The following is a 14,454-nucleotide window of genomic DNA, read 5'->3' as shown; positions in this document are numbered from 1 at the left end:
TAACCTCAACTCGATATAAGAAATTTTTAAATAATAGCAATATTGCAATGAGCATCGGTACCAAGTACATTTTAGTTCGTTAAAAACTCCCCAGTTTATAAGGAAATAAGATGTTGGTACCGATAGTAGAAATATTCTGTGATATTGATGATTTTTGCAAGGCATGGTTTAAAGAAAGTTCATTTTATATACTTCCATCCCCCAATAGAAAGCGTGCTCGGTTTTGTAGAATGTCGGCCAGTGAAATCATGACGCTAGTTATTTTATTTCATTTGAGTCATTACCGTACCTTTAAAGATTATTATCGTGATTGTGTGCAGAAGGATATGAGGAACTATTTCCCAGAGCTGGTGAGTTACAATCGATTTACAGAAATTATGTCGAGCGTTCTCATTCCGTTAACAGCCTATCTTTACTCGCGATTGGGTAAGAAAACCGGTTTGTATTATGTTGACTCAACACCTCTTGCAGTCTGCCATAATAAACGCATTTATCGTCACAAGACCTTTGATGGGATAGCCGAGCGAGGCAAGACATCCATGGGGTGGTTTTTTGGGTTCAAACTTCATGTAGTGATTAACCATGAGGGCGAGTTAGTGGCTTTTTGCATTACCAAAGGCAATGTAGATGACCGGGTCCCATTAGAACAACTCTTTAAAAACCTTGAAGGACTCGCTGCTGGGGACAAGGGGTATTTGTCAAAACAAAAAACAGAGTCCTTATTGGCAAAGGGCTTACGCCTCATCACCAGGGTGAGGCGAAATATGAAAGAAAAAACAATGAATCTTTTTGACCAGTTCTTTTTGAATCACCGTGGACTGGTTGAAACGGTAATAGAGCAACTAAAGTCAATTTGTCATATCGACCATTCAAGACACAGAAAACCTGATAATTTTGTCATTAATTTGTTGGCGGGACTCATGGCTTATATGCTTAAACCAAGAAAACCCTCTTTACATCTTCATACAAAAATACAAAATAATAAATTCCTTATGTCGAGCTGAGGTTAATTAGCTTTATGATTCTTCTTTTGAATTCGGGCTGTGGAGGATTACGTCAAGTAAATGAAGATGCGAAAAATGTTAACTTGTATTTTTCCTATCCTACAGGAAATTGCCGTTTCTTAGGGATTATTAAAAATCCAAATGTACATGAAGTTATGGATATCCGCTCCTCTTTAAAAGATCTAGAAAAAGATGATAATAATTTTTTAAAAAATGAAGGCGCGAAGTTAGGAGCAAATGTTATCGTTCTTGTAACACATACACCAAGGGAATTTCATAAGAGATATGTAAGGGGATCAAAAAACTTAACAACTATTAATATCCATTCCGTAATAGCTAATGCATATTATTGTCCCTATGTGAAAATTGACCAATTACAACAAAGAAATTTAGAAATTAAGCAAACTCCATTATTTGAAAATGATGACCTGCAGATAAATTATTAAAAAATCCAGGGTCCTATCTGGTAACAGGACTACATTACTGTAGCCCCGTCCCATAAGAACGGAGCATGCGACTTTAGCCGCACTCCGCTCAAGCCTTCGCAAGGCCAACTTTGGTTGACCCAACCATCCAGTCTACTTCATTTGATGATAATAAGGAGGTTGATGCTTTATCCCTTGTTTCTAGCCGCTATAGTTTCAAGTAGCGCTGGCGCTTCTTAAAATATTCTGTATAGGCTGGAACATAGGGTGTTGCCTCTACCCTTATTTTGGTATGTCTTCTAATAGCAACAGAACTCATTAAAAATAAATCCATATAGGTGCTTTTGCTATCTTTATTTGGGTTTCTCGCAGTAAATATCCAATCTCGTGCACCCTGAGAGCGAAAGTACTTCTTTTCCCTCCATGCTGTACTTTTTCTCGGGCGTCTACGATGAACCAATCTCCACAAGGCTTGGTGTATTTGATGATCGATAAATCCAAACGTCTTTTTATCAGAATCGGTTTGGCCTTGTATTCCGGCAAGCCATTTATAAACCAGATATAACGGTCCATGTAACCAAACAATTCCATGCACAGGTATCTGATTTAACTGAGGCAACGAGTAATGTAAGGTTACCCTTCATCGGTAAAATAAATTTTAAACATAAGGCCATCTGTTACAAGGCCATTTTAATCCTTTCCTTATCTCTAGAAAAACTGCTTCATTTTATTTTTCATTGAGATAAATGATTATAATCCCGTTAAAAATAAAAACAGTAATAGCATCCGCCTCATACACATCCTTATTACGGTACCGTGCATCCATTTTTTAATTAAAAATCCCTGCCACACACTCTAATGCAACGTAAAGGAAACACCATGCAAAAAAATCGCTCCTAAGATGAGGAAAATGAATAGGGCGATGACAAATCGCAAATGCCTCTTTTTTCTAAAGAGAAACATGAGGCCAATTAACAGAATAACAAATACACCCAAAACGCCTATAAACCATGCATTGAGTTCCATTATTCATCCCTGAGTAGATTATAAAATCCCTTGTTATCCATTTTGGTGTATATGGCCACCATCACCACCAAAACCACCCTCATAAGCTCCTTCAGGATGAGTCTCGGCAGGGGTTGTTTTATTACAAGACATTAAACCGCATCCTAAAATGAGTAAGCCAATAAAAACAAAAATTGTTTTAAATCCGATAGGGTTCATTTACATCTCCATTTCCACAAATAAAAATCGTTGCATCGGTCATCATAACATACTGAATCCTATGATGTCCTGCTTAACGAAACCCTAAATGAATCTCTCCAGAGGCATGATAGGAAACAACCTCTTACCATTTTAACTGGTGTTTTTATTTTGAAAATTCAACAATCGCAAACCATTCGCAACAACAATGAGACTTGCTCCCATATCGGCAAAAACCGCCATCCAAAGTGTCGCCAACCCAGCCAAAGCCAAGATGAAAAAAACAACCTTGATAGCAATCGATAAACTGATATTTTGACGTAGCACCCGAGCTGTTTTATGACTTAAATCGATAAAAAAAGACAGCATCGCTAAATTATCGTTCATCAGGGCCACATCCGCTGTTTCAAGTGCGGTATCAGTCCCTTTTCCCATCGCGAAACTAATCGTTGCCTTTGCAAGTGCAGGGGCATCATTAATGCCATCACCAACCATACCCACGGTGTGGTAATGAGCCAACAGGGCGTTCATGGCATTCAGCTTCTCTGTAGGCAAGATATTGGCATTGACTTCATCAATTCCCACCTCTTTGGCAATAGCGGCAGCGGTGACGGCATTATCTCCAGTTAACATGGCTGTTTTGATGCCACGTTGATGCAAGGATTGGATGGCTAATTGGCTGGTTGAACGAAGGGTATCCGCTACTGCAAAAATAGCCAACACGGTTGTGTCATTACTTAAAATAACTGTGGTCTTTCCTTCTTGCTCTAACTGAGCAAGTTGTTTTTCGATACCGGAATTACACACCCCATTGTCTTCAGCCAGCTGATGATTCCCAACAAAATACTGCTCATTATTGACGCTCCCCATGACGCCCCGACCAGGAATTGCTTCAAACCGACTCACCGTCAATAACGACCCCGTTGGTTGTTCTTCTCGCCAGTATTCGACCAAAGCGTGGGCAACAGGATGTTCGGAGTGACTGTCTAAACTGGCTGCCAAGAGCAGTAAATCACCTTTGGTTTGCGTGCTTTCATAGGCAATAAAATCCGTGACCACCGGCTTTCCTTCAGTCAGTGTTCCCGTTTTATCCAGCGCAATGAGTTTTAACTGATAGCCGATTTCTAAATAACTTCCGCCCTTGATAAGAAGTCCGTGATGAGCTGCCGCTGCCAAGCCACTTACTACGGTCACAGGCGTTGAAATAACCAACGCACAAGGGCAAGCGATTACAAGCAAGGTGAGTGCCTTATACAGCCAATCATAAAAAGGATACCCCAATGCAATTGGTGGAATCAGAGCAACGGCTACTGCAATGAGCACCATGATTGGCGTGTAATATTTGGCGAACTCATCAACAAATCGCTGGGTTGGTGCCCGCTCTGCTTGTGCTTGTTCTATTGCTTTGCCAATTTTAGCCAACAGGGTATCGCCTGATTCTTTGGTCACCTTCACTTCAAAGGAGCCTCGCTCATTGAGCGTACCGGCAAACACACTGTCTCCTGTTTGTTTGCTCACAGGCATCGACTCACCAGTAATGGGCGCTTGATTAACGCTACTTTGGCCACTCACAATAACGCCGTCCAAGGCAATCCGCTCACCTGGCTTAACCAGGATAATTGCACCTGACTTGATGTTCTCGACCGCTAATTTTTGCCATTTTCCTTCCGTCGTTTTGACGGTTGCTTCATCCGGTGCAATCTGCATCAGGCTTCGAATGGCTAATCGTGCTTTATCCAATGAGTAGCGTTCAATACGCTCAGCCAATGCAAATAACACGGTGACCATCGCCGCTTCCGGCCATTCGCCGATGAGTATGGCACCTGTTATTGCAATCATCATCAAGCTGTTGATATTCAAGGCTTTCGTGCGCAGAGCAAGCCAACCCTTTTTGAAGGTAGGCGGTCCACTTATGGCCATAGCCACTAATGCCAATGCCGCTACCCAAACTGACTTCTCGGTCCCAAATAAATAGGAGAGCACTTCCGAGAAAAGAGCCAACAATCCAGCTACAGCAAGCCACCACCAAGAAAAATCATTGGCCTCTTTTGGGCTATCACTTTTAGTGCTGCTTTTGGTGCGAACACTCATGCCCAATGCTTCAATTTGTCTCTGGAGTGGCTCAATCGTATTTAAACGATGATGAATCGTCACTTCTTCGGCAATGAAGTTAAAATCCATCTTTTCGATTTCCGGAATTGTTTGTAATTGTCGCCTAATTAATTGCTCTTCAGCAGGACAATCAAGCCCTGCAACAAAAAAGGTCGTTAAGGTTAAAGGTGTTGTCATAATGATTTCCCACATTGACTGCAATGACGTATCTAAGCAGTGTTTATTTTCTTAGTGAGGTAATTTATTGATTACATTGCACTCAATACTCTCTCGAGTCGTTCCTTCACTTCAAGAGCAATATGATTTATCTCCGAATTGCTGACTAATTCCAATACTGCTTTAGGATCCATAAATTCAACATATACGTTGCCAAGGTTATCTTGACGTACGACTACATTACAAGGTAGAAGCAAACCTATAGAGGGTTCCTTAGCTAAAGCATGATGAGCAAATTGAGGATTGCATGCACCAAGAATTTGATAAGGAGGCATATCTTGATTTAACTTTTTTTTCAGCGTTGCTGATACATCTATAGTGGTCAGGACTCCAAATCCTTCTTTTTGAAGCCCTTCTGTAACTTTTTTTACTGTATCGTCAAAAGAATATAATACTTTTTTTCCAAATCCATATTTAATATGTTCCATTTTTTAATCCTCGATTTTTTATAAATTACTAAGATAATTCTAATTATTAACTCTAAAACACTCAGATATTACAAACTGTGTATCTCTCAGCATAAATTAGGTTTCCTCGCCTGATTTCTTCATCAATGGCTTTTTACGTCGCTCATGAAACACATAATACAAACCAGGCAATACCAACAAAGTCAGGAAAGTCGAAGAAATAATACCGCCAATCACCACCGTGGCTAAAGGCCGTTGCACTTCAGAGCCTGTACCGGTCGCTAATGCCATTGGTACAAAGCCCAAAGAAGCCACTAAGGCTGTCATTAATACCGGACGAAGACGCGCCAGTGAGCCTTGCAATACCGCGTCTTTTAAATACATTTTTTTTTGCTCGTGTAGTTTATTGATAAAAGTAATCATTACCAAGCCGTTTAGCACCGCAACTCCTGATAAGGCAATAAACCCGACTCCCGCGGAAATGGATAAGGGGATCCCCCGTAACCATAAGGCGAGTACACCGCCTGTTAATGCTAAAGGAATGCCGCTAAACACCAAAAGCGCATCTCTTACTCTACCAAAGCTCATAAACAGCAGTAGGAAAATGCCCAATAAGGTAATAGGCACTACAATTTGTAGTCGTTGAGAGGCCGATTGCAATTGTTCAAATTGCCCACCCCAGGTTATCCAATACCCACTGGGTATTTTGACATTTTGCTCAATGCGTTGTTTGGCCTCATTGACAAACGAACTTAAATCACGATTTCTTACGTTCGCACTGACGACCACGCGACGTTTACCGCTTTCGCGACTGATTTGATTAGGGCTCTCGCTTCTCACCATTTTCGCCACTTCATTCAGAGGAATGAAATGGCGCTCACCGTCTTTAGCAGGAGGCAAAGGAATAAAGATTTGTCGTAATACATTCGGATCGGAGCGCAATGATTCAGGTAGGCGTACAATTAAATCAAAACGTTTATCTCCCTCAAAAAGCTCCCCACCTTTTTTGCCGCCTGTAGCAATCACAATCGCATCTTGCACACTACCTATTTGTAAACCGTAACGGGCGAGCATATCGCGATTAATCGCAATGGTTAAAAGCGGCAAGCCACTGACTTGCTCGACCTTGACATCTGCAGCCCCGGGTACCTTTTTTAATTGCGCACTTATCGATTCAGCTATTTCTAGCAAGGTATCCATGTCATCGCCGAATACCTTCACCGCCACATCGCTTCGCACCCCAGAAATAAGTTCATTAAAACGCATTTGAATCGGCTGGGTAAACTCATAATTATTACCAGGAATTTGTTGTACCGCCTGTTCAATTTCCTGCACTAACTCTTGCTTGGTTTTTTTGGGATTGGGCCACTCTTTTCGAGGTTTTAAGATAATAAAAGTATCTGCCACGTTCGGTGGCATGGGATCGGTGGCTACCTCTGCCGTTCCAAGTTTTGCAAACACGTTTTTGACTTCAGGAAATTGCCGCACCCGTTCTTCCACCAAATCTTGCATGGCCAGGGCTTGAGTCAAACTGGTGCCTGGAATGCGCATCGCATGCATCGCAATATCGCCTTCATCCAGGCTTGGAATAAATTCCCCACCTAAGCGATAAGCAAGGAGCAAACTGATGACCACTAAAACCACTGCCGCACTAATGACCCATCGCCTTGCATGAAAACTACGGCGTAACACTTTAGCATAGACTTTTGACAGGTGATGCACGAGCCAATTTTCTTTTTCCTGGACACGTCCTCGAAGAAAAATTGCAACGGCTGCAGGAATAAACGTCAATGCAAAAAGCATGGAGGCCAACAAGGCGATGATGACGGTTTGAGCCATCGGTAAAAACATTTTTCCTTCCACACCCGTTAACGTTAAAATCGGCAAATAAACCACCGTAATAATGAACACGCCAAAGATGCTGGGCCTTATGACTTCGGTGGTCGCATAGGCAATCACTTTTAAGCGCTCTTCCAGATTTAAAACTCGCTGCAGTGCATGCTGTTGCTCACCTAAATGTTTAATGCAGTTTTCAACGATAATGACCGCACCATCCACAATCAAACCAAAATCAAGTGCTCCTAAACTCATTAAATTGGCACTGATTTGATTACTCACCATGCCGGTGATGGTGAGTAACATGGATAAAGGAATGACCATCGCCGTAATAAGGGCGGCCCTAATATTTCCCAAAAATAAAAATAAAATGACACAAACTAATAAGGCGCCTTCAAGAAGATTGTTCTTCACCGTATTAATCGTGGCATTCACCAGCAAGGTTCGATTATACACCGTGACTGCTTCAACACCTTGAGGCAAGGATTTGTTAATGTCTTTCATTTTGGCGGCCACGCGCTCAGAAACGGTTCGGCTGTTTTCTCCCATCAACATAAACACCGTGCCTAAAACCACTTCTTTACTGTTCTCTGTTGCAGCGCCTGTACGCAACTCTTTACCTAAAGCAACATCTGCCACATCACGGATACGAACCGGTGTGCCTTCAAAACTGGCAATCACAATATTTTCAATGTCCGGAATATTTTTTACTTGACCGGGCACGCGAATTAAGTTTTGCTCCCCATTGGTTTCAATGTAACCTGCGCCCACATTGGCATTATTGCGCGTAAGCGCTTCTACCACATCGTTCAAACTTAAACGATAGCGAACCAGTTTCATGGGATCGGGCGTAATATGAAATTGCTTTTCATAACCACCAATGGTATTGACCTCCGCAACGCCTTCCACATTTCGTAGTTGAGGCTTAATAATCCAATCCTGAATGGTACGAAGTTCAGTGGGATTGTAACGCTGGGACACAGGCACATTAGGTTTATTGGTGACAGTATACATAAAAATCTCACCAAGACCTGTCGATATGGGGCCTAGAGTGGTTTCCGCTTCGGGCGGTAGTTTATCCCTAACCTCTTGCAAACGTTCATTAATTAACTGACGCGCAAAATAAATATTCGTGCCGTCTTTAAAGACCACCGTGACTTGCGATAACCCATAACGCGACAAAGAACGCGTATAATCGAGATTAGGTAGCCCACTCATCGCTAACTCAATAGGAAAAGTAATGCGTTGCTCCACCTCAAAGGGCGAATAGCCTGAAGCTTGAGTATTAATTTGCACTTGCACGTTGGTAATATCAGGAACGGCATCAATGGGCAAACGTTGAAAGTTGTAGACGCCGAGCGCTGCAATCACCAAGGTGAATAAAAGAACAAACCAACGATGTTTTAGAGAAAAGCGAATAATTTTTTCAAGCATCTCAATCCTTAGTGCTCATGGCTCGCGCCTTCCTTGCCTAACTCAGCCTTCATAAAAAAGCTGTTTTTACTGACATAACGCTGGCCAGCATCAAGCCCTGACACCACTTCTGCCCATTGGTCGTCTTTTTCACCTAAAGTAACGGGTGTCGCTTCAAAATAATCCCCTTGCTGGACAAAAACCACCTCTTGTTTATCCATGCGCTGGATGGCCGAAAGAAGGACCGCCACTGGTACTTTTTTTTCTTTAATGGTAATGGCCGCATTCACATACATTCCTGGTAACCAGACTCGTGGTTCGTTAGATAAAACCGCACGTGCTAACGTGGTTTGACTGTCTTCGATGCCTAAAGGTGCAATGTAAGAAATCGTGCTGGTGGACTTTGGTTGTCCTTCATCGCCCGTGACAGTCACTTCCATCCCTTGCTTCACAAGAGGGGACTCTTTGCGATACAAGGTAAAATCGGCCCACACCGTGGCTAAATTGGCCACCTCATAAATGGGTTTGGTGTTTTGAGCCAACTCGCCATTCGTTGCATATTTTTGCACAATAGTCCCAGTCATTGGGGCAGTAATGCTGTAGTTTTGCAAACTCTCATTGCTTTCAATGGTGACTAATACGTCTCCTTTAGTGACTTCATCACCGAGATTTTTAGTCATTGATTTAATGATGCCCGAATAGCGTGCATAAATAGGAGTTAGGGTGTCGCGATTAGGAACAATTTTTCCGACCACCTTTAATTGGGTCTTAATGGTTTGGCTCTGAGCTGTAGCAATTTGAATGTCAGCCGCTTTTAGAATGCCTGATACTATTTTTACGCGACCTTCATAGCTTGAGTAACGCCAATTGTAACGTGTTCCATTAAGCTCTAATTGCACCGTCACATCAAAAGAATGAGGTTCTCGAATCACTTGATTGCTTTGTAAAAAATGCTCAACAGGAATAAAGGTAATCTCTTCTTTTTTGTCATTGAAGCGGAGCAATTGAACCGTTAAATGGGCCTTATCGGGTGAAATCAACTCTCCATTTTGATAAAGATAAGCACGAAAATGAGGAGGCATCCCTCGTTCAAATATTAACAGCTCAAGGGCTATGTTCCCTTCTTTTAGCAAACGTCCCCCATTGGGCCCTTTTTCCATGGTGTCTTGGTGATTGTTTTCCTCAACCGCATGAGTATCTCCACTTGCCCATAATGAAAAGGAACTTAAACCAAATAAAAGAATCAGTAATGGAATCGGGAGAATGAATAACTTTAGAAATTTCATTGACTCTCCTTAACAGGATTTAATCCTAAAAGCCCTACCAGCTGAATTAGTGCTTTATGATAATCCGCATGGGCTTGCTGGTAATGACGCTCTTCTTCATACAAGGTATTGAGTGCTGTGAATAACTCAATATACGTGTAACGCCCCATTTGATAACCCTCTTGCGCGAGTGTTATTGATTTACGTGCTAAAGGTAATAGTGAATCGGTGACTAAACTCGCTTCATAGTGACTTTGCTGGGCTTGTAAAAAGGCATTGTACACATTTTGACGCACATCAAGTCGCGTTCCTTGAAAGTCATGGGACGTTTGCGTGTATTGCGCCTCTGCAGTCAGGATTTTGCCTTGATTTCTATTGTAAACTGGCACTTCCGCAAAAGCGGACATCACGGCAGCATTACTGCCGTCATCAGAAAAATGACGGCCACCGAGTTGTATGTTTAAATCCGGCCAAACGGACTTTTTTACTGCCGTAATCGTCGCACGCTTGGCTTGCAATTGCAGTTGCATTTGCAGGAGCTGCGGGCTTTGAGGTAAGTGTTTTAATAATTTGGGCCAATTAAGTGAAATGCCCGGCAAGCCCTTATCCACCAAGGGTCTATCTATTCTTAGCCCGTCACCTAATGACCGAGCCAGTTTGGCTCGTTGGAACAACGCGTCACGTGCCGCTTTATTTTCCTGAATTCGAGCCTCACCCAACCGTATTTGGGCTAATCGCAAGTCCAATTCAGACCCAGCACCTGCCTTAACCCGTCGTTCAATGGCTGCCACAATGTCTAGATTCAGTCGAATTAGTTTTTTCGTCACGCGATGCCATTGCTCCGCATACAGCGCGTCCACGTAAGCTACCCCAACCGCCACATACAGGGTGGCCTTTTGCACTTTAATCTGGGCAAGAGATGCTAAGTAATCCGCATAAGTTGCTTTTTTTAGATACTGAAGGCGATGCCCCAAAGGAATGGGTTGAGTGGCGGAAAAAGTTGTTTCTGCTGCTTCATAACTACTATAACTACCTGAACCACCAAAATTTTCGGCAGTTAAAGTTAATTGCGGATTGGGATAAAGACCGCTTTGAATAAAAACCCCGCGCATCGCTTGGGCTCTATCGATTTCTGCTTGCAATTCAGGGTTATTTCGGTAAGCAATATCTAATGCTTGCTTAAACGTTAGTGGAGCAGCAGCCATCACTTCATTACAAAGGAAGTGTATTAATAGAATAATGGCTAAACCGATGTAACGCATCCCTCACCTTTTAAAAAATACCATGCCCAGTATCACTTATTTAGTGTATCCTGATTTGCTTTAAGAGAATACCCTCTGTACCCTATAGAATGGCAAAAATTAGCTTAATAATTCACTGGAATCATTGAATTTCTTTTATGCAGTGAATAATTAACAGCTCTATCCAGGTGATGATTCGATGCGGATTCTTTTTTTAGGTGATGTATTTCTCGTGTTGGCCAGTATAGTGGAGGCCAAACCATTGATTATTGGGGTAGACGACACGCCCCCTTTGCTATAAATGCCGATAAAGGCCATTTCTTTGGTTTTGATATAGAGCTTATGATCAAAGTAACATGATTTCAAAAAACCATTAGTGTATCCATGAAGAAAACACGTCTCTCTGGATTCAATAAATTTTGGTTAAATTCACTTTAATGGCGCCCAGGACCGTGCACATGGGGATGGTAACCTCCAAATCGTCCTTTTCTTGGCTCTTTATTTTGGCTTTCTTTGGAGTCGACCGACGCACAAGAAGAGCATAAAGAGATAACGAATAAGAGAATGAAAAAAAGACTTGTTTTTAATGAGCGTATATGGCACATAAATAGATACCTCCTGCCAAAAATATTTAAGTATTTAGGTTAAGTCAACGTTAATTAATAGAGATTTTAATGCTCATCACTATCTTTCTAGTTTCGCTTATTTTTCAATGACATTCCATAGCCATGCCCTATGAATGGTGCACGATAACAGTATTGTTTTTTGTGTGTAATGGACGTTTAATCAATATTTTATTCGTGAGTGATTTTACCAGTATTAGCATCTATCTTTAATTCAACTTTTTATCTTCTTTGCCAAATTACATTCTTCACAGTGTTATCCGCCGTAGCCTCAGCGCATTGATAATAACGGATACAGAAGAAAGCGCCATAGCAAGTGCAGCGATGATTGGACTTAATAGTAAGCCTGTGAATGGATACAAGATTCCTGCAGCCAAAGGTACACCCAAGATGTTATAAATAAAAGCAAAGAAGAGATTCTGGCGTATATTACTCATGGTCCCTTCTGATAAACGACGAGCCTTGACAATACCACGCAAATCCCCATGCAATAATGTAATACCAGCACTCTCAATAGCCACATCAGTCCCTGTTCCCATGGCAATACCAATATCAGCTCGTGCCAGTGCCGGTGCGTCATTCACCCCATCTCCTGCCATTGCAACAGTGAGTCCTTTATCCTTTAATTCACTTATAATACGGCTTTTATCCTCAGGCATGATTTCAGCCACTACCTTTTTTATGCCAAGTGTACCTGCCACAGCTTCTGCTGTTTTTTTACTATCCCCTGTCAGCATGTAAATTTCAATGCCACTTTGTTGAAGTGAGTGGATGGTTTCAGGGGTTGTTGATTTAATTGGATCTTCCACTACCAAAAGGGCTACTGTTTTATCATCGATAGCCATAAACATCACAGAGGCACCTTTGGCACGGAGCGCATCTGCTTTTGTAAAAAGAGAAGTATTATCGTTCCCATGCTCTTGCATTAATTTGATATTACCAATGGCAACACGATGACCATTTACTTTACCCACTACTCCTTTCCCAGTTGGGGCGTCAAAATTTTGGACTGGTTCAAGAGCCAACTGTTTTTCCTTTGCAGCCCTCACGATGGCTTTGGCAAGCGGATGTTCGCTTTGATGTTCAAGTGATGCCGCTAGCGCTAATGCCTCTTCCTCATTTAAGCCTTGATCAGATACAATCTGCGTCAATTTGGGGTGCCCTTCAGTGAGTGTTCCTGTTTTATCTACAACAAGCGTGTTCACCTTTTCCATTCGCTCAAGCGCTTCCGCGTTTTTAATCAATACACCAGTCTGAGCACCTTTCCCTACTCCTACCATGATAGACATCGGAGTTGCCAAGCCCAAGGCACAGGGACAAGCGATGATTAATACAGATACAGCAGCAATTAAGCCATAGCTAAGTGATGGTTGCGGCCCCAACAATGCCCACAAAATAAAAGAAAGCATGGCAATTAAAATCACGGCAGGCACAAACCATCCAGATACAGTATCTGCTAAACGTTGAATAGGGGCGCGGCTTCGTTGAGCATCACTCACCATCTGAACAATACGTGAAAGCATGGTGTCACTACCAACGTGAAGTGCTTTCATAACAAAACTACCCGTCTGGTTAATTGTCGCACCAATAACTTTAGCACCTGCTTCTTTAGTAACCGGAATAGGTTCTCCAGTCACCATAGATTCATCTACAAAACTTCGGCCTTCCTGTACCTCACCATCTACCGGTATCTTTTCACCAGGGCGAACACGCAGCAAATCGCCAACATTAATCTTATCCAGAGATACTTCCTCTTCACTCTCATCTTCTTTTATACGATGCGCACTGTCAGGTGCTAATTTCAATAAAGCACGGATAGCACTGCCTGTCTGCTCTCTTGCTTTTAATTCCAGCACTTGTCCTAATAAGACAAGGGTCGTAATAACAGCTGCGGCTTCAAAATACACAGCGACTACCCCTTCTGGACTTCGAAAAGTCATGGGAAATACCCCGGGCAGAAGTACTGCCACCATACTATAAACCCATGCTACCCCAATACCCATAGCTATTAGAGTAAACATATTCAATTGACGTGTTTTAAGAGTTTGCCAGCCACGTTGAAAAAATGGCCAACCACACCAAAACACAACAGGTGTAGCAAATAGCAGTTGAATCCAGTTTGAAACACTGGCAGATATAAAGTTTTGCAACAAATGTCCGCCCATCTCCAATACCACAACAGGTAAAGTAAGAATTACTGCCATCCAAAATCGACGCCTCATATCGAGGTATTCAGGATTTGTTTCTTCTTCGGCTGTCACTGTTTCCGGCTCTAAGGCCATACCACAAAGAGGGCAAATCCCGGGATTAGTCTGACGTACTTCAGGATGCATGGGGCAAGTATAGATGATTACACCCTCTGTTTTGGAGGAAGCATTGCGTGACTTCTGTACTCTATGTTCCTGATGACAACAAGCGTCCTCTTTTCCAGTATTTGTATGCTTTTGTTGATGATGGTCGTGTTTCATTGATCACCTATTCGTATTAGTAGTTTCACTTAAGCAGAGAACACGTTTCAATGCCCACCGCCATGGCCACCGTGGCCACCAGCACCGTGTCCCCCATAGCCTCCATCAACCTCCTGTGAACTATGCTTTCTCAACCCATCACAGGAGCTCAAAAAGAGTGTTGCCCCAACTAACCCAATAAAAACAATAAATGCCATAGTTATTTTAAAAATTGACATCTGATACTCCTTGAAAATAAATG

At 42.2% G+C, this 14,454-nt stretch carries 10 protein-coding genes; 2 read left to right on the top strand and 8 right to left on the bottom strand.

Translation table 11 applies throughout. The features are described 5' to 3' along the window. Nucleotides 1-110: 110 nt before the first annotated feature. Complete coding sequence (locus T345_RS0112755; RefSeq protein ID WP_035918823.1) at nucleotides 111-1,004, top strand: IS982 family transposase; 894 nt, start codon at nucleotides 111-113, stop codon at nucleotides 1,002-1,004. A gap of 14 nt (nucleotides 1,005-1,018) precedes the next feature. Beyond that, nucleotides 1,019-1,450 (top strand): DUF4156 domain-containing protein, encoded by a 432-nt coding sequence (locus T345_RS0112750; RefSeq protein WP_035919085.1) that lies wholly within the window; start codon nucleotides 1,019-1,021, stop codon nucleotides 1,448-1,450. A 187-nt stretch (nucleotides 1,451-1,637) separates the two neighbouring features. On the opposite strand, the gene T345_RS14915 is transcribed toward T345_RS0112750, so the two are convergent. The 8 genes from T345_RS14915 to copA form a co-directional block, all read right to left on the bottom strand. Next, nucleotides 1,638-2,024, bottom strand: a complete 387-nt coding sequence (locus tag T345_RS14915; protein ID WP_061393961.1) for a group II intron maturase-specific domain-containing protein — start codon at nucleotides 2,022-2,024, stop codon at nucleotides 1,638-1,640. A gap of 464 nt (nucleotides 2,025-2,488) precedes the next feature. Then, nucleotides 2,489-2,653: a hypothetical protein gene (locus T345_RS15260; RefSeq protein ID WP_014842616.1), complete on the bottom strand. Its 165-nt coding sequence runs from the start codon at nucleotides 2,651-2,653 to the stop codon at nucleotides 2,489-2,491. 132 nt (nucleotides 2,654-2,785) lie between these two features. After that, nucleotides 2,786-4,921 (bottom strand): heavy metal translocating P-type ATPase, encoded by a 2,136-nt coding sequence (locus T345_RS0112730; protein WP_014842615.1) that lies wholly within the window; start codon nucleotides 4,919-4,921, stop codon nucleotides 2,786-2,788. Between the two features lie 71 nt (nucleotides 4,922-4,992). Further along, a complete protein-coding gene (locus tag T345_RS0112725) occupies nucleotides 4,993-5,388 on the bottom strand; it encodes a DUF302 domain-containing protein (RefSeq protein WP_014842614.1) in 396 nt (131 codons plus the stop codon). Between the two features lie 96 nt (nucleotides 5,389-5,484). Further along, complete coding sequence (locus tag T345_RS0112720) at nucleotides 5,485-8,637, bottom strand: efflux RND transporter permease subunit (protein ID WP_014842613.1); 3,153 nt, start codon at nucleotides 8,635-8,637, stop codon at nucleotides 5,485-5,487. 8 nt (nucleotides 8,638-8,645) lie between these two features. After that, a complete protein-coding gene (locus T345_RS0112715; protein WP_014842612.1) occupies nucleotides 8,646-9,902 on the bottom strand; it encodes an efflux RND transporter periplasmic adaptor subunit in 1,257 nt (418 codons plus the stop codon). Beyond that, entirely contained in the window at nucleotides 9,899-11,143 is a 1,245-nt protein-coding gene (locus tag T345_RS0112710) for a TolC family protein (protein ID WP_014842611.1), read from the bottom strand. Before T345_RS0112710 ends, T345_RS0112715 begins: the two co-directional genes overlap by 4 nt. An 850-nt stretch (nucleotides 11,144-11,993) precedes the next feature. Then, on the bottom strand, nucleotides 11,994-14,213 hold the full coding sequence (copA, locus tag T345_RS0112705) for a copper-transporting P-type ATPase (protein ID WP_014842610.1): 2,220 nt from the start codon (nucleotides 14,211-14,213) through the stop codon (nucleotides 11,994-11,996). Nucleotides 14,214-14,454 lie beyond the last annotated feature (241 nt).

This window comes from Legionella fairfieldensis ATCC 49588 (assembly GCF_000621525.1).
GTDB classification, from domain to species: Bacteria; Pseudomonadota; Gammaproteobacteria; order Legionellales; family Legionellaceae; genus Tatlockia; species Tatlockia fairfieldensis.
The sequence above is the reverse complement of the archived record's forward strand: the minus strand, read 5'-3'. Positions and strand labels throughout refer to the sequence as shown.

Excerpts from the sequence above, each read along its gene's own strand:
- T345_RS0112755 (WP_035918823.1), top strand. The coding sequence starts at position 111 with ATGTTGGTACCGATAGTAGAAATATTCTGTGATATTGATGATTTTTGC.
- T345_RS0112750 (WP_035919085.1), top strand. The coding sequence starts at position 1,019 with ATGATTCTTCTTTTGAATTCGGGCTGTGGAGGATTACGTCAAGTAAAT.
- T345_RS15260 (WP_014842616.1), bottom strand. The coding sequence starts at position 2,653 with ATGAACCCTATCGGATTTAAAACAATTTTTGTTTTTATTGGCTTACTC.
- T345_RS0112730 (WP_014842615.1), bottom strand. The coding sequence starts at position 4,921 with ATGACAACACCTTTAACCTTAACGACCTTTTTTGTTGCAGGGCTTGAT.
- T345_RS0112725 (WP_014842614.1), bottom strand. The coding sequence starts at position 5,388 with ATGGAACATATTAAATATGGATTTGGAAAAAAAGTATTATATTCTTTT.
- T345_RS0112720 (WP_014842613.1), bottom strand. The coding sequence starts at position 8,637 with ATGCTTGAAAAAATTATTCGCTTTTCTCTAAAACATCGTTGGTTTGTT.
- T345_RS0112715 (WP_014842612.1), bottom strand. The coding sequence starts at position 9,902 with ATGAAATTTCTAAAGTTATTCATTCTCCCGATTCCATTACTGATTCTT.
- T345_RS0112710 (WP_014842611.1), bottom strand. The coding sequence starts at position 11,143 with ATGCGTTACATCGGTTTAGCCATTATTCTATTAATACACTTCCTTTGT.
- copA (WP_014842610.1), bottom strand. The coding sequence starts at position 14,213 with ATGAAACACGACCATCATCAACAAAAGCATACAAATACTGGAAAAGAG.